The sequence below is a fragment of the Halobellus sp. H-GB7 genome, assembly GCF_030848585.1.
GTDB classification, from domain to species: domain Archaea; phylum Halobacteriota; class Halobacteria; order Halobacteriales; family Haloferacaceae; genus Haloquadratum; species Haloquadratum inordinatus.
The window spans coordinates 45586-63502 of record NZ_JAVDDW010000006.1 but is presented as its reverse complement, the minus strand read 5'-3'; the positions used below and the strand labels follow the sequence as shown (position 1 = coordinate 63502).

The following is a 17917-nucleotide window of genomic DNA, read 5'->3' as shown; positions in this document are numbered from 1 at the left end:
TGGGGCGAGGTACCGGGAGACGACAAAGCGTGTTCCTCACGAAAACATTCATACGATTGATAGGGAATAGGTGAGACGAATGGGTGGACTGGTTGATTACGACTACGACTTTTTCGACGAATACCAGTCCGACGTCCTCGCTGATCTACCGTCCATAGAGCAACTCATTCGATTAGATGATGAGGTCGCAAATAAGGTCACGATGCCCCGATATGAGGGGCCTGTTGATCCGATCGAATGGAAATTCTTAGAAAAATATTACAGCAGCTTATTTGCAGGATTCATTACGGACCGCATTCAGGGCATCGTCGATACGGAACCCATCGAGACGAATCGAGACAGATTCCACGGATTCCGAGAGGACATTGTATCGTTAAATCAGAACCTCCCCGCACAGCGGTCAGCGCAAACAGGTGTGATTTCGAAGCCTGCAGAAACGGTCCTTCTCAAACGACTGCGACAGCTTGGCTTCGATCCGAGTGCGCTAGACGTCTCTCATATTGGGAGTGGTGGCGGTCTCTATCTGTTGGAGCTGTTCGTGACCGCCGCCCAGCAAGAAGCACTGTCAGATTCAGAACTCCTGACAGCCCTCCTTGACGAAGCCGATTCGCTGGGCAGCATGAGTAAAGATGCGGCCATGTCCCGCCTGCATCGGCCTGTCCTGATGGTCTCCCTCTGGGATAACCAAGAGGAAGGCCTCAACAAGTGGCTGGACAACGGCCGACACGGAATTCTCGAGATGGCAACGGCCACAGGGAAAACTGTGGCTGGAATCGCCGCCATCGCCGAATGCTGCGGCGTCCTTCCAGAGGACCCCGACCACGAACCACGAACTGACGATGCGAAAATCATGATCGTCGCCCATTCGAATGCGATCCTCAAGCAGTGGGAGCAGGAGATACAGGAGAAGCTTGGCCTCCCGATGCCTGCCGGACAGACGGGTGAACAGGCAGACCGCGTATCGTTTAGTAGTGGAGAAGTGGAGTTCTATACTGCACAGTCCCTCCTGCCACGATACGACCGTGATCTCGCCGACCAGTATGATCTCGTCATCTACGACGAAGTACACCACTACTCTAATTTAGATGGGTACGGGGCTGCCATCGACAGACCAAACTATCGGGCTGCGATGGGCCTTTCAGCAACGATCGGCGACGACGGTGAGCTGAAACGAGAGCAGCTTACCGAGCTGTTGGGTGATGTCGTCCACACGTATGGGGTCGAGGACGCTCGTCGCGACGGAATCATACCCGAATTCGACTGGACTGTACACCCAACGCCGCTCGACCCTTACGAACGGGAAGAGTGGGATGAGGCAACAGAGTCGATCTCCGACCAATTCAAGCATATCCGGCGGTCGACAGCAACCAAGCGGATTCTCAAACAGATTCCTGTCCCGTTTACCGAACTCGAAGACCTCGGGGACTTCATTCGCGCACACGAGGCTGCGTCGATGGTCTTCGACGACGAGGACATACCCGATGAATGGTCGAACCTCCAGGCGACGATTCATTCGCGAACCTGGATCCGCCACCGATCACAGCCGAAGATCGAAGAGGCGATCGAACTGGCGAAGGACTATCTCGAAGACCCAGACCAGCCTGTCAAGCTCGTCATCTTCGCGATGGACATCGACACGGCTGACGAAATCGCAGACCAACTCGGGGAGGTGTCCGATCACGTCTATCGGGCACACAGCCAGCTTGAGACCTCCTCCAAGAAGAACAACGAGACGGTCCAACGTAACATCAACAAGTTCGGGAAATGCGAGAATGGCGTACTCGTCTCTCCTAAGATGCTGGACGAGGGGATTGACGTCCCGGATGCGGAAGTCGGCATCAACGTCGCGGGGACCAAAACGAAGCTTCAGCTCGTACAGCGGATGGGACGGGTCCTCCGCAAACACGGCGATCAGCGGCCCCACTTCCACCATTTCATCGCCATGCCCGACGAGAACTACATTGAGGGGCTGGACTCGAAGGAGTATGTGCAGGAGCTCAACTGGGTGCGGGAGCTGGGGGAGACGATTGGGGTACAGCCGATCATCGAAGAGGCCGGCGTCGACGCCGAATTGCTGGAACGCGCCGAACAGCGGGGACACGAACTCTGGGCCCGAGATCTGCTTGAGGATCTCGAGGTAGAGACCGTTCAGGGGAACGTCAATCTGGAACAGTTGCTTGATGAACTGACCGTCGAAGCGACAGAAATTCTGCTGGATGAGTTATGGCTGGAGGGGGAACGAGTGGCGCAGGATGACTGGGAAGCCGCGATGGAAACACTCCGTGACTCGGAAGCCCTCTCCGTCGAAGGCCTCCAGCGCGTCTGGTGGCTTTTCCCCATCTATCGAGAGCGACCGACGGAGTTGGATGAGCTATTGACAGCATCGTTAAGCGCGCTCTCTGAGGAGGCGTCGTCGGGCCAGCAGTCACAAGAAGGAGCTACCACCAATCAAGAAGAAACACCGACCGACGGCAAGTCAGCTGATGAGAGCATAAGTGGGGAGAGCGATACATCGGAGCAGAAGTCACCATCGTCGACGTCAGAAGACGACGAATCACATGAAGAGACAACTTCGTCTCAAGGCCCTGATTCGCCGGAGCCACCCAGTTCTGAATCGACAGAAACCGAGTCGGATCCACAGGTTCCTGAGATCGAGGAGGAGGCCGGCAGCGATGAGGCGGTTGGGAGTGCCAGCGTGTTTGACGTGCTGGGAGTGGGTGAGCCGCCCAGCGCTATTTCGAGACGGCTGCAAGTCGACCCTGACACAGACGCATCCCTCGACGAAACCCTCCTGACGAGCACGGGCGACGGTGGCCTCTTCTCGACAGGCTATCTACACCAGCGATCGCTCCAAACCTACCTGCTGAATGGCGAAGAGGTAATCTTCCTGCTGGCATCGAAGCGCCAAGCTCCGGACTACACCGGCCAGCAGTTGCCAGATCTAAACGGGTATCGGGCGATTACTGTAATCACCCCCACGCGGGTGCTCTGCGTCGTCGGGAATGATCCTGAGAATCAAGCGATCCAGATCCGCCACGAGGACGTCACGAGTGTCGATGTTCAGCAGGCCGGCCAACTCTTCTGGAAGCATCGCACAATCCGAATCCAGACGGAGGACCAGACGCTCACAATCCCCGACGGTACCAATACCGATCTCGAAGATGCTGCGAGATACGTTCGCATCGCTGCGTACGAGGAACGGTGTGCCGCAGGCGAGCGGCTCCTCGAATGCTGCGACGTCGTCGCGACCAGTAATGGGTTCACTACAGTTGAGACCGTGTTGGACGCAACCAAGGCGCGGTTCGAATCCGCTGTGGACTGGGGCGAGCGGTACGATCTTGACACAGCCAGGGCGGAAGCCGGTGTGGAGTTCACCAACACCTGTCTCGAGAGAGCTGACCGGCAGGTGCGATTCGAGGAATCGCTCACAGAGGCACAGCGACTCGTCAGTGATGCGCGGACAGCCTCGATAAACGGCGAAGAAGATCGAGCACAGCAGCAGTACCGTGAGGCGAAGTCGAAGCTTGAGGCGGTGCTGTCCGCCTCAGATGAGAAATGGAGTTCCTCGGTGGTGGAAGCCAAACAACTCCATGCGAAACTTGAGGAGGCTCTTGCGGCGGAACGCGACAGCAGTGGGACAGAGGAGAAATCGAGTACTGAGACCGAGACAGCGACCACTGAGCAATCCTCGAGAAGTGATAGCCAACGACCCACGCGGGACGATCTCATCGACGAGCTCCAGACCTTGACAGAGGACCTCGGTGGCGCCCCAAAGGCACCCGAGATGGACGATCAAGGATCGTACTCGACTCACGAGTATTATCGAGAGTTCGGATCGTGGAACGATGCACTGGACGCTGCCGGTATCGATCGCGGGGAGTCGCTTCTCACTGAACTGGAGCGTGTTGCTGCTGAAATCGGAGAGGTCCCGTCGACCACTCAGATCGACGAACACAGTCGATACAGCTCCGGAATGTATGCCGACGAGTTTGGGACGATAACTGCAGCGCGCGAAGCCGCTGACTTCGCCAGCGGGGAAGATTCCGAACCGGAATCGCAAGCCCACGATTCGACCGATGAACCCCACGATCAGCCTGACGACAGCGCCACTACGCCCACCCCAGATTCTGGACCATCCCGGCAGGCACTCATCGACGAGATTCAGCGTCTTGATGACGGTGAGCACCTCGTGCCGTACGCGTCGGAGATGGATTCTGACGGTGCGTACAAATCGTATGACTGTCTCCAAGAATTCGGCTCGTGGGATGGAGCGCTGGAAGCTGCGGGGATCGACAAGCGAGAGCGACTCCTTGAGGAACTCCGACGTGTTCGTGACGAACTCGGACATATGCCGAAAACGACGGAGATGAACCATCACGGGCGAGTCTCCGCGGGAATGTACTCCAACTTCTTTGGATCGTGGACGGAAGCAACCTCTCTGATTGGTGCGAGCGAAGAGTCGACGAACGAGACGGCTGAGTCCGATCCATCTCCCGATACAAGAGAAGAATCGAATTCATCGCCCGTATTGAATGGTGACAGGGATTCCATTCTCACCTGGGAGGACATCCCCGGGAACAGTCGGCTTCCGTCTTCGATTGCAGTCCAGGTGAAAGAAAAGAAACGGACGCGGTCAGATCGTGTAGATGGCCGGTATCTGGTCGCCGATCTCAACGGCAAAGAGTTCGAGCTCAAAGTCTGGCAAAAACACGAGCTCGAGATTGAGTGGGAAGTCGATACCTGGTATATCCTGCGTGAGGCCAGAGGGACAGTCTGGGAGAGCGATGGCGAGGTACACCGACTACTCGATAGCACGAGAGACCTTACGGCGATCGAATGTGGGCCACGGCCACCGGTAGAAGCGAATTCACGATAACGCGACCTGCGAGACAACCTTGTGTCGTAAGTTCGTCATATTCGAGACAGTCATTTGGTATTAAATCCATCCTGCATAGAGGGCAAAGTAGGGGTTGAGAATCAATCCGCTTTTCATGAGTCCTGCAGATTTTGATCTCTGGCCTGCCCAAAACTGATGCCTCGGTCTGCCTCAGATAACATAACATGCCACGGGACACCTATGATTTAAGCCCAAACAAGGTGGAGATGTTCAAATCACAGTCGGGCGATCTCTCTCTTATTGATGCCGTGAAGGAGTTGGTGGACAACGCTATCGATAACTGGACACGAGCGACGAACCGAAACACGCCCGCGACAATTCGAATCAATGTCGACGGAGGGACCACCTACGTTTGGGACGACACCGGTGGAGTTCCTTCGGACGAGGTTCAGGCACTTTTCGCTCCGGGGGAATCAAGAGAAGAGCCTCCCGAGTGGTCAATTGGCGGTTATGCACTTGGAGCGAAGAAGGCGATATCCAGACTCGGAGGATTGGGAGAAGGCACGTTCGATATCGCGCACATCAAGAGCCGTGCTGTGGGTGCCGAAACCGCATACGGCTACAACATCGACCGGCCTTGGTTCGAGAAAGATGACTGGAACGTGGAGCGCCGCACCTTCGATAGTTTGGACGAGGGATGTACAGAGATCGTGGTCGGAGCCACGGAGAGCCTCTGGCAAGAGGAGAGCGTCTCGGAACTCAAGCAAGAACTGAGCAAGACGTATGTGAAGTTCCTCTCCGGAAAAGCTGAGGGGCAGTCTGCAGAGATTTCGATTATAGTCAACGACGAAGAGATCGACCCGCTAGAAGCAATCGAATGGACGTATCTACCTATTGACGACCTCTATCCGCGTCGGTATACGGATATCAAAATCGAGGCAGATTATCTCTCGACTCCCATTCAGATGGAGCTGGAAGTGGGGTTGATGCTGGACGAAGATCCATCGGAAGCGGGGACAGACATCTTCTTCCAAGACCGGCTGGTCGTTGGTAACAGCACCGCAGAAGAAGGAGGATTTGGTGCGGAGGAGAACTCAATCGGTCGCTTCACCGCTGAGAATGAACGTCTCAAGGTGAAACTCGAACTGGTCACAGAGGGCGACGCGAGCGATCTACCGTGGGATACGCAGAAGAAGAATATCGACCGGACGAGCCGCATCTCGAGCGAGATGTATGCGGAGGTCAAGAAGCTCGTCAGGCCGTATTTCAAGGCGGACTCCGATCTGGTTTCGGATGCGATTGCCCACCCATACGATAGCGCGAGTGAGTGGGCGGCGAACGATGGAACGGTAAAGCACGTGGACGTAAGTTCCACTAATCGACCAGAACGACCTCACTCAAGTCTCCGAGAGGTAACCCGTCTCCGAAAGCGAACAGGATACCACGTCACTCGAGGGGTGTATGTCGACTACGACGATCACAGCCCGGAAGAGAGAGACCTGTTTAGTGAGAAAGAGATTCCTGCCTATATGAAACTAGTATTCGAGCTTTCAGATGACGAGTTACAGCCAATCAGTCCTGAGGAAGGCAAAGAGATATTCGACGACGTGAACGAACTCCGCAAAACGCTACGCTCAATTCCGAATGTCGGGAACTCGGTGGTCCAGAACGTTGTCGATAGCGGATACATCAGCCTTGACGATCTTCGCGATGCATCCAAATATCAGTTGCGTCGCATAAGCGGTGTCGGCACGAAGACAGCACAGAAAATCAAAGAGAGAGTGGAACCGAACGAGGGTATCGAAGAGTTACTTGAAGAACTTACATCTCAGCCAATAGATGATGGGGGCAATCCGGATGCTGAACGCATTTTTGAACTCTACGAGCTGCTACTCGATCTCGATACTCTTCCTACGGAGAACGATCTGGATGCTTTGGAAGTGAACTCGTTTCCGCTCCTGAACGAGAACCGCCGGTATTCCGATGCCTCAGGCCTTTACATCCCAGACAAAGAAAACCTCGCAGCGGGATTCCGAAACACGGACGCAATAACATATGTCGAAGTCCCTGACTGCGATCGATTCGATTTCAATGAGAATGAATTGTTCGAGTTGTTTGAGAGGCTTGGCGCAACTTACCTGTCTGAGGCAGTTGAAGAATCCATCTACACAAAAGGTGTCGAGGAAGTCGATGAACAGGACTCGGTTCCCCGTGAGCGTTTGAACGATGCATGGGATTCGATAGACAACGAATTCACCAAGACGTTCGGCAGTATTGACTGTCCTGTCGTCACATGGGTGGCTGAGACTGGAGTCCAGTACGAGATAGAGAATTCCACGTTTACTGATGCGGCAAGTTGTAAGTACGATCAAAGCGAGGGGCAGGTGTACCTAACATCGGATTTCGTGGTAGACTGGGAGGCACTTGCGAAAGAACTCTCTGAGGCGCATGGGGGAAGTGCGGAGCATATCGCATCATTACTCCGGAAGGCATCAGGTGATTTGGAGGATCGAGCCGTCGACATCGTTCGCCAACAAGAGGACGACCGGTTCAGGAAAGTAATCGATGTACGCCATTTGGAGAAGTACGAGGGGGAAGACGTCCGTGGCTGTGATATTCTCGCGATACCCCACGGGGGAACTGATCCGCAGTATATTGAAATCAAAGCACGAACGAGCGCGCGGACGACGATCGACCTTATCGGACAAGAGCCTCTCAGAGCGGAAGAGCTGGGCAGGCAGTACCACCTCTACGTTGTGGTCTTTGATGAGAAAAGTGACTCCGTCCGCCTTTGGCGACTATCTGACCCCGCGAGTCGAGAATACACAGTCGAACAGGCTTGGAGAATCAACCAGAACACTTGGCAAAAGGAAGGTGAAGAAGTGATTATACGTTGAATCTACACTCAATACTCTGGATACATCTTCTTTTGGACCCAGTCCCTGGAGTTGCGAACGAGAGAAGCTATACACGGATCGGGTCGGGATACAGTCTTTGAGTGAGTGCAGGTGATTGTTCAGTGGGGACGGGAGAATCCCCGTATGAACAACGACCGGTCGAATCGGGTCGACGCAATATTATTTGTATAGCGGTATGTGATTTATACAGTATCGAGGGATTTCAGCGCTTATTTTCGTATTTCACACAGACTCCAACAGTCTGTTTGTCCCCAAAACCTATATCCTATTTGTGAGAAACTCGCTACCAGCCAAATATGCCGGGCTTAGAATTGGAAACCGACTCAGCGAGGCGTCTATCCCTGATTCCTAACCTCGAACAGCGGACACCGTGGAGGATAGCACTGTGAACGACGTAACGACACCAGGGAGTGACCGAGACTGGGAGGACGTCGACGACGTCTCGTGGACCCTCCTCGATCTCGACGAACTCGTCGACGCGTACTGGGCTATCGTCGCCCCGGTGATGGAGACAGACGGGCTCGATCCAAAACAAGAGAAACCGACACACAGCTGGCTCCGCGACCATGGCTTCCGACCGCTCCTCTACGCCCTGCGGGAGTATCACGACAGGACCTTCGCAGAGTTTTGGCGTGAGGATCTCGGGGCCGAGGCCGTAGAATCGGGTTACGACTGGGCGACCGACCACGAACGGACTATCGAGGCACTCGAGTCCTTCCTCACGTCACGGCGGGAGCGGAAGGGGCTCGCGAACTCGTCGATAGATACCCTCCGCTACCGATTGAACCGCTACGTCGCCGCCTACTGCGAGGAGAATGACACCGATGACCTCGTGACACCCGTTGCCCGGGACGGCGATATCCCGGCCTACAAAGCAGTCGATGCGTGTTGGGCAGCGTTCGACCGCCTACACGCGGAGCTCGACGGTGGACAAACCAAACGCCGGATCCATCTCGCGGTCTCGAACTGGTATGCGCATCTAGTGCGTCGAAAATGGGCTGCAGTGAACCCCGCTGACGGCCTTGACGATGAGTTCGATTGGTCGAACGGCAACGACGACGATACGGACACACCATGTCTCGCCACCGAGCACATTCGCGCACTCTACAAGGCGGCAGACGACCAGGAGGAGCGCCTCCTGGTACTCGCTCTGTGTGCATGGGGTCTGCGTCCGAATGAGGTGGCTAGCCTACGAGCGCGTCAATTCGTTCTCGACATCTCTACCGACGAAGTTCCGTATATTACGTTCGAGGAGCGGAAGAACGGGCCCGGCGAGGTATCGCTACTCTACGGTAAAGAGGTACTCGAAGACCGCCTTGCAATGTTCGCCGATCACGAGGACTGGGATGGCTATCTGTTTCCGTCGCCACACGCCTCAAGCGGCCCGATTTCCCGGTGGACAGTCTGGAATCGCTTTACCCAGCTCGCTGAGCAAGCGGACCTTCCTGACGAGATTGGTGGTGTATCTCCCTCGCCAAAGATGGGACGACGCTTCTGGTATGACGCCTATTCCTCGTCACTCGACGTCGTCCTCGGAAGCCTCGACGAGATTGCGGCCGAACAGGGAAGCGCGAGTGCCGACGTCGTACTGCAAAATTATCTCTCAGATTCGCGGGCCCGGAAGCTCCGTCGAGAGTATATGCATGACCAGCTAGCTGACGCCTTCGAGGCGGATTGAGGGTGTACTGAGCGCCAGAGTAGTCTCATCCGTGTCAGTTCTCCACGCGAACGTTTGAGATGGAATAGTCAATGAGTCTGTGATTCAGTAAATCAATGAATCACCGAATCACTGAATCAAAGAGTCAAAGAGTCAGAGAGTGCCCGATTCCTGGAACCCAATAGGAGGTGAGGAGTCGTGGGGTCAGTGAATGTCGGAAGTTCTGAATCAAAGAATCAGTGAATCCATGAGTTAATGAATCAAGAAATCTGCTACTACAGGACGTGTTGAATCACTGATTCAGTGACTGCCAGTAGCAGACCCCATCCTTCAAGCCCTCAGGCATGGCGAGGAGTCCAAAATGCATTGAATCAGTGATTCATTGATTCACTGATTCACTGATTTCTAATCAAGAGAGGTAGAATCTGGGTCTATTAGAGATCATACCACGGAATTCAGCACTTTAGAAGTTCTAGAGCGGCATTGGATGTCTGACGTGGATTTATGAGTCATTGATTCAATGATCGAGTTATGACCGAGTCACCTCGTGGATGGGGCGTCACACCATCGACTGGCATCCCCACGATCGCCTTCGGCAACCAGAAAGGCGGGACAGGAAAGACAACCGCGACGATCAACAGTGCCGCGGCGCTGGCCACTCGCGACCATGATGTCCTTGCAATCGATATGGACCCACAAGCCGACATGACGAAAGGGCTTGGACTGGGTCCGGGCGACGACAACGATCCAGCAAGCCCGAAGAATGAACTCCCCAACACACTAGTTACCGATGACGAGAACCTGCTCGACGTACTCGTCGACAACCCGCGCACGCACGATACTAGTCTTTCAGAGATCGTGATCGAAGCCGACGAGTACGACCATCTGAACTTCGACCTTATTCCCAGTCACAAGGACATGGGCCTTGCTCGAGATTGGATGGACGATGCGAATGCCCGCCTCTCACTGAAACTCGCCCTCGAAGAGATGGTTGACGACGGATACAACTACGATTTTATCGTAGTCGATTGCCCCCCCGACCTCTCAGTCCTAACGGACGCGGCCTTCATCGCGGCTCAGAACGTCTTCCTGGCTGCACAGACCCAAGCAACATCACGGGATGCACTTGACGATCTGTGGGACCAACTGGAGTCCATCGAGGACAACCAGCAGATCGAGATCGCAATCGTCGGACTCCTGGCGAATATGTACCGGGACGACGGTCAGTCACAGAAATTCCTCAACTCCTTCGACGAGTCCTTCGCGTCGATGGCACCGATTTTCAAACTCCCGATGCGAGTAGCGATCCAGCGTGCGTGGGACAACGGACGAGATATTTTCGGGTGGGAAGACGCGAACGACCAGCAAGTAGAGCGCGACCTCTTTCTGGAGGTTGCAGAGACGATGGAGCGAGCGTTCGACAAAACGCAGGTGGAGGCGTAAGAATGCCCCGGGGAATGGACGAGCGATTTGAGGATCCGTCTGAGGAAGCAGACGACGAGGAAGCCGCGGCCGATGACGAGACGATGGAGACGACATCGGAAGCAGAGAGTCAAGACCACGAACCTGCGGCTGCTACTGAGGAGCAATCAGGGCAGCAGGGGGCTACTGACACAGCGGATACTGAAGCCTCGAGTGAGAAGGCAGAGAAAACAGACGACGAGCCGTTGAACATCCGGGAAGATTGGGATTCGGCCACGATATATGTCGAACCGGAACAGAGTGAGGACATTGAGGTCACATTCACGCGGCTGAAAAAGCAATTGAAGCGGGAGAGCGTCACGCTCGAGAAGAACAAGCACTTCTACCGTGGGATTTTCGAGGTAGCGTTTGGCGAGCACCGAGAAGAGACAAAAGAGAAGATTCGCGAATTGGCTAAGGAAGACGTCGATCAGTGAATCAGTGAATCAGTGAAATTCGGATATTGTGTGGTCGAGAGACCCAAGAAGGCCTCATCTGCTACGTGTCCAGAGTCAAGTTATTTACACGCCTGACACGAACGTGTTCCTAATAGATGGCTACCATCAACGTCGACAAATTAGAGCTGACCCAGGAACATCAGGTTGCTCTCACGGCGGTCATCTGGGGATGGTTTCTTCGAACTCATCACCCGTACCTTTGGCAAACGGTCAATCTGGCCTTCAATTCAGCGGAGGTGGCCAAAGAGTGGGCAATGAAGTTGCCCGCCAAGCTCATTGAGGCATACATCCTGAACGAAGCCCTCAAAAGACTCCCCGATATCCAATTGTGAAGCATTCAGCGAACTCTTAGTAACCAAAGAGGCTACTAATTCCGGCAGCTCTCAGGTGCGCACGCCTGAGAGATCACTCGATATCAAGGCTGATCGTTCCTTGCCGAACGTTCCGCTCGAACTCGCGTAGGGGGATCAGCTCCCGAAGGTCGGCTTTTGACTCTAAAACGATATCCTGCTGTAGCGTCGCATTAGCCACACGGTTGTCCGATTCAGGGACGTAGACCAATCGGAGGACATAATCCCGGCCGGGTGTCGTAACGAATTTCAGGCATTGTTGGTACTCGTTGGTGGTAAGCCGAATGCTGTAGGGAGGATCACGCCCAACAGCCTTGACTTCGATCGGGGAGGAAGAGAGCTCACGGTCGGCCGTTTCGTCCTGTGGCGTTGGGCCCAGTGGATCGATCATATCGAAGCCGGGTCCGTCCTCCTGCGACACATCGAGCATTCGGAAAAGGGGAGAATCGTCAAGAGACCCCTGTTCGAGGTCGGTACGCCAGCTCAGGAACCGTGCCTCGATATCGCCAGATGTCAAGCTCGACTCTAACAGGTCAAGAATCTGTTCCCCCCAGACGTCGCTCTTGTGCCAAGCGTAGTCGCGTTCGCTTTGCTCGTCGTGAAGACTGTACATGTGCTCGACGAGCCTGTCGTAGTGCGTTTCTGGGTCACGTTTTATCCACTCAGTCAGATCGTCGAGGATCTTTATCGCTGTCGCGATTTCAGCGTCTTCGCCACGCCCCTTAGTCGGATAGCCGCCGCTATTTTGATGAACACTCCCCGACACATTGTGGCCCTTCTCCTGAATCGACGACCTCTGTGAGGATCCGCCAGACGCTGACGACGTCTGAAGGATTGAGAAGTCACGCCCTGCGTCTTTCGACACGTCGCCGGCACGACTCATCGAATCTGCTCGGAACTCACGATCGGTTTTGGTTTGGAGTGACCCCGTTCGGATGTACTCCTCCAGAAACGGGGGGAGGTCATCATTACTGGCTTCACGCTGGATTCGATCCAGCCATAACGATAGTCCATCCTCGAAGCTCGCCGAACTAAGCTCTAGCCACCGGGTATCAGTGCTGGAATCAGTTTGGAGTTCGACCGGTGCCACGTCCTGCCACTGGACATTCGCAGTGACGGAATCCAGCTCCGTCTTCCAGTCGATCGGATCCGCAGATGCCATAGAAAGGGAGTCATTCACCTCTGAGACTTCGACCAACCGTCGAGCTGTAGTCCGATCGAGATCGGCAGTGAGATTCGCCGGGAGGAATCGTTCGTTGGTGACCCACCATTCGATGACGCGCCCGACTCGGTCTCGCTCAAAACGCTGTAAAAGCGTCCGCCAGTCGCGGTCCAACGTATCTACGTAGAGTCCCTCGACCAGTTTTCGATAGGAGTCCGGAAGGCTCTGGACAGTCCGAACGTATTCAACGATCGGTTCGGGGTTATTATTGGAGTCGTTGATGTTGAACACTTCTTCGAGTCCACCGACGATTCGTGCATCACTCTCTCGGCTATCTAGTGCCTGAACGATGTTCTCGAGATCGGGGAGTGACAGGTCTCCAGGCACGATATTTTCGACGAGGTCACTCGATGCTCGCACCCGCTGTCGGACCGAGTGCTCGAAATCACTCTCTAAGTGGCTCCGGACTTCTTCGATGGGGAAGGTGTCCTTCTTGAGCCGTTTGATCAGGTCCGCTTTGTCCTCCGTGAGGTCAAGAATAGACTCGAAGTCATTACGTGCGCGGTAATTCTCGGTCACGAGCGCGAATCCCATTCCCAGTTCAGGGACGATACCACATCGTTTCAGCTCGGGCCACGATAGCTCGCTCAAGTTACTAGCAGAGGAGACTTCGTCGATGCCCTCCAGATTCAGTACGAGCCCTTTAGTCTCCTCGCTGTCTCCTCCCTCCTGCAAGTAGTAAGTTCCCGATCCGGTTTTCGAGAGTGGGTTAGTCGTCTCATCCGGGAGAGACTCAACGACTGCAAGATTTTCGATTGCGATCTCGAGTTCCGCCCGACTCTCATCAATCGAGTCCTGCGTTTCGAGTTCCTGAATCGCGATCAGTAAATCCAGCCGGTTCTGAAGTTCACGACGGATATTCCGCAAACATGCATTGAGTCCATCCGCGTCGCATTGTCGTGTCTTGAACTGGGCCGCATCAAGTGTAGGGTCCGGTGCCTTGACTAATCCGACACCGAGGATCGTCGTGAACTCGTCGAAGCCTCTGTGTTCCTGGCGTCTGAGTTCGTATACCCGCTTCGAGTACACATCACTGTCTGGATCAGTTAGAGCCCGTTTTTCCCAGGGAGTCGGGGTGGACGAGAGATACTTGACTAAGGCATCGCGGTCGTCGCCCGCAATCCAGTTGATCGGAGCGCTGAACCACGTCGTTCCCCGACGGAGCGGAAGATGAGTGAGCATGGGGAGGTCGACATCCTCCCAGGAATCAGCGTCGGAGTGCTCGTCGACATATTCGAGAATCGGTTCGAAGAGTTTCGTCCGAGCACTATCCCAGTATCTCTGATTCGGGATGTCCAGTTGTGTGGGTGCACCGTCCCCGAGTCCAGTGGGTTCGTCGGCGAACGCTTCCTGCACTTGCTGGAGTTTCTGTGCTGCCTGGGAGGCGTTCAACTCTCCCAATCGTTTCACGCCCAGATCATCCAGCAAGGCTTCGTCAGGAACCCGATCGCTATCGGGATCGATGTACGGGAAGAGCCGCCAGCCTAGCGCTTGGTCTGCCCCCCTGATGATAGCGCTGTCTAGGGTGTCACTTTCCCAGCCGCGGTTTGCAGAGTCCGCGGAGTCTGACAACTGGAGGATCTCGCTCCAGATTGGTTGGGTTCGAAGTTGCCAGTTAGCAAGTGTCGGAATCGTGCGTTCCTTCTGGTGAGAACACCCTTTCCCGCCCTGACAGTACCAGTACGTCCGCAGAAGCCCCGATTGATAGGCTTCAGGGTGATTCAGCAACGCGTCGAGTACTACGTCTGGATGAGATGCTATCCATTCAAGTCCGTCGTCGGTGAACCAGACCCATGTGGCAACGTACGAGCCGCTGCTGCCTGCCGCAGAGACCGGATCGACGTTACAGGTCTTGTTGTGATCGATGACGGCACTAGTCTGGTATCGACCGTTCGTGATCCAGGCCTTGTACTCATCACGCCCTTCGAGAACCGTGGCCAGTGTCTCATGTAGCTCCCGCCCGACATCTGTCGGAATCTTCTCTCGCTCCCACTCGGTGGGCCACCAGTGGGGATTCTCTCCGGTATCGCCGGTTGTATCGTAATCCATGTCGGGATCCGGGTGGAGACGGCGATCCAGCAACCAGCCGTACCGGAGTCCGGGTAGCCGGCTCGAACCAAGCAACGAAAGGACTCTGGCGACGTTCCCAACAGGCACGTCTTGATCAGCTAGTAAGGTGTCTATCTTCCCATTCACCAGTGCATCGGGCTCAGGAAGCCAGTAGTCCGTCGGTGGAGTGGTACAACTGTCAAGCACAGAGTCGGCTTCGGCAGTATTGGCGTCCGTAGCCCGCGCTTGTTCTCGTATTGCATCCCACGTTGGTGAGAGGGCGATATCGGCGACACACTCGCTCTTACCGTCAATTTCGAGCTCGATTCCACGGAGGTTCGTCCGCAATCGTTCGTCACGCCTATCTTGCCCACTGCTTCGGACTTTCTCAAAAAGATTGTCAGTATCAAGGAAGGCTAGTTCGCCCGAATTCAGTGTCTCCGCGCGATTCTCGTTGTAGCAGGTTACTAGATCGGCAAGTCCAGCTATCTCCGCTTCTCCAATACGTGCATCTTCCCTGTCCGGTAGGGGTTCTAGAAGAGATTTATACAGTTCTGCGGGGCTATCACCCTTCCGCACGCCCCAAGCCTGACCGGCGTTTGCCAGCGTATTACGGGTATCCCCGTTGGTGCACTCCGGATTCAGGAAGTAAACGTCGAAATCGCCGTACTCGGGCGGGAAACTGTAGTCACGGGATTCGGTCTCGTAATCCCAAATGACCGTCCGGGAGGATCGGCGGCCACTCTCCCACGTACCTCCCTCACCCTTGCGACGGGATTCTGTGGCGACGAGCTGTGAATTTTCGTCGCTTTCAGCCAGGCATGGGAGGAGGTATACGCCGTCGAGGCGCTGTTCGTTCTCGTCATTGCGCAGAATTGCCTTCATACCCCTGTCGGTCTCCTCCCGATAGTCCTCGAAGATACGAATCGTCCCATAGAACAACCGCTGTGCATTCGAGGCAGTGACGGTCACGACATCGTCACCCCACTGTTCTGAGTCAAGATGCTCAGCGAGCCAGTCTACCCACGCTTCGAACTCTGACTCCGGTGCGGGATGACCCAGCAGTTCCCCAATCCGTATGTTCCAATCGGATACGCTGTCGAGTGCCTGCGTCAGCGCCTGTAACGATGTTCGCGTTGGTAGAGTTTTCGTCTCTGAGCCCACTCCTGTGTGGTTATTTGACTGGTGACGCGATTCGAGATTCGCTCGAATGGCAACAGCCGCTTCGACCCCTTTCCTGATCGTATCCGACGTCCCGATGAAGACATCGGTCGGTAAGGCAGGGGACACTCCAGTGGAGATACACGCCGAATCTGAGAGTCCATCATAGATCCGGGCCTTACAATACGCCAGGAGTTCCGGCGCATCGATGGGATCCGATGTCGGCTCCGATTCTGGGGGGTCCGGTGGGAGCAATAGCCAAGGGTACACCTCCCACCATGGGCTGTCTCGAGAAAGTTCCGCCGTTGTCTCGCCAATATACCGGATGAGATCGCTTCCCCTCTCGAGTACCCGACAATTCTTTTCGTCGTCACTGAAATCCTGCCTGTTCGTCGCCACTCGGAAGCGACCATGGAGACAAAACGGGAAACGCCCCTCGCTAGTGGCATCAATTGGATAGTATAGATGCAGTGGATACTCAACTCGCCGTTCAAGCTCGTCGTCTGGAGAGGGGTCACTCGACAACGGAGTCTCCACAGCATCTGCGAGGACGGGCAACTCCGGCGTCCGATCGACGAGCACACTAACGTCCGTTTCCGGAGCGTTCTGGTGTTCGAACTCGTCGAAACACCGGTAAGTCGGAGATTCGCCTTCGATCTGGGCTTCTACGAAGACTCGTTCATAGTTTAGCATCTCGTGGGGAACCGATTCACTCCCGTCCCGGCGGATGGACCAGTGTTCCGCCGCCTCTACGCCCTCGTCCCCGATATTTTCGATGTAGAAGTCGTCAATTCCTTGGAAGTGGATCAGCGTCTCAACATCGAGTGACGACGATCGTTCGCTGTCTATCGAGAGTGTCTCCCAGACCGATTGGCGGTCCCCCCGTGGTTTCTCATCGAGGTCCTTCTCGGGCTCAATCCCTAACTCAGAGAGGAGATCACGCCACTGGTCGTCTCGAAACTCGATGAATAGCGCCGTTGTAAACGATTTTGTGGGCGGGTCATCGAACACTCCGAAATTAGATTCACCATTGGAGACGAGGCTTCGACAGCGCCGGGCGAGCTCACTATCGGCTGTTCTCGGATCGAGCGCAACGGGATACCAAAATAACGGAATACCACCAACGACATCTGGGACGTTCTGTTCATCGACTGTGTTCGGCTTAGGGAAAAGTTCAGTTTCGCTATCGCCCTGGAAGGAGCCGTGGAAATTTGATTTGAGCCCTTGGGAATCGACCGAGCGGCCGCAGTTGCGGGCGATAGCAGCAGAGAGATAGGAGCGACTGTATCTAACGCGGAGCGGCTCGGCCAGTTTGTCGACGTTCGACCAGACCTCGAACGTGTCGCCGATGGAGAGGATGGATTTGAGACCGACGCCGATGTGGCCAACGGTGTTCGTCGTCGGCTCTAGTTCCTCGTCATCGTCGGTCTTATTCGACTCACCAACCATACGGACGGCCCGTTCGACTTCCTCATCCAGGAGATCGAACGAGTCCCCGGTATTCGCTACGACAAGTCCTTTGTCGTGGACACCGATGTAGATCTCGCCCGCCAGTGAGTCATCGGCTTCATCCTTGGCGGCGACGATCTCGTCACGGGCATTTTGGATGAGTTCGAGGAGTTCCCGTCCAGTGTGATTTTCGGCTAAGAGACGCTCAGTATTACCGTTGTTCTTCAGCTTATCGACATCGTCACTTGCCCCATTTGTAATCGTTGCCGCCTCAGAGCTCAGTTTCTCGTACCAAGTCCCGTATTCATCGATAGCCTCCACTTGCTCCTCGGAAACATCCATACCTCTCAAACAT

General features: G+C 55.1%; 7 protein-coding genes. 6 read left to right on the top strand and 1 reads right to left on the bottom strand.

Features of this window, described 5'->3' with window-relative positions:
• The first annotated feature begins 79 nt into the window (after positions 1 to 79).
• The 6 genes from RBH22_RS11560 to RBH22_RS11535 all read left to right on the top strand — a co-directional run bounded on the left by RBH22_RS11560 (position 80) and on the right by RBH22_RS11535 (position 11663).
• Positions 80 to 4876, top strand: coding sequence for a DEAD/DEAH box helicase family protein (locus RBH22_RS11560; RefSeq protein WP_306677558.1), 4797 nt, complete (start codon positions 80 to 82; stop codon positions 4874 to 4876).
• Positions 4877 to 5061: 185 nt separating this feature from the next.
• Complete coding sequence (locus tag RBH22_RS11555; RefSeq protein ID WP_306677557.1) at positions 5062 to 7734, top strand: helix-hairpin-helix domain-containing protein; 2673 nt, start codon at positions 5062 to 5064, stop codon at positions 7732 to 7734.
• 406 nt (positions 7735 to 8140) lie between these two features.
• Positions 8141 to 9433, top strand: a complete 1293-nt coding sequence (locus RBH22_RS11550) for a hypothetical protein (protein ID WP_306677556.1) — start codon at positions 8141 to 8143, stop codon at positions 9431 to 9433.
• Positions 9434 to 9943: 510 nt separating this feature from the next.
• Complete coding sequence (locus RBH22_RS11545) at positions 9944 to 10855, top strand: ParA family protein (RefSeq protein ID WP_306677555.1); 912 nt, start codon at positions 9944 to 9946, stop codon at positions 10853 to 10855.
• 2 nt (positions 10856 to 10857) lie between these two features.
• Positions 10858 to 11310 (top strand): hypothetical protein, encoded by a 453-nt coding sequence (locus RBH22_RS11540; RefSeq protein ID WP_306677554.1) that lies wholly within the window; start codon positions 10858 to 10860, stop codon positions 11308 to 11310.
• A gap of 116 nt (positions 11311 to 11426) precedes the next feature.
• A complete protein-coding gene (locus RBH22_RS11535) occupies positions 11427 to 11663 on the top strand; it encodes a hypothetical protein (RefSeq protein ID WP_306677553.1) in 237 nt (78 codons plus the stop codon).
• 73 nt (positions 11664 to 11736) lie between these two features.
• Here the strand turns inward: RBH22_RS11535 and RBH22_RS11530 are convergent, their stop codons facing one another.
• Positions 11737 to 17904 carry a hypothetical protein gene (locus tag RBH22_RS11530; RefSeq protein WP_306677552.1) on the bottom strand — a complete coding sequence of 2056 codons (6168 nt, stop codon included), beginning with the start codon at positions 17902 to 17904 and terminating at the stop codon, positions 11737 to 11739.
• Positions 17905 to 17917 lie beyond the last annotated feature (13 nt).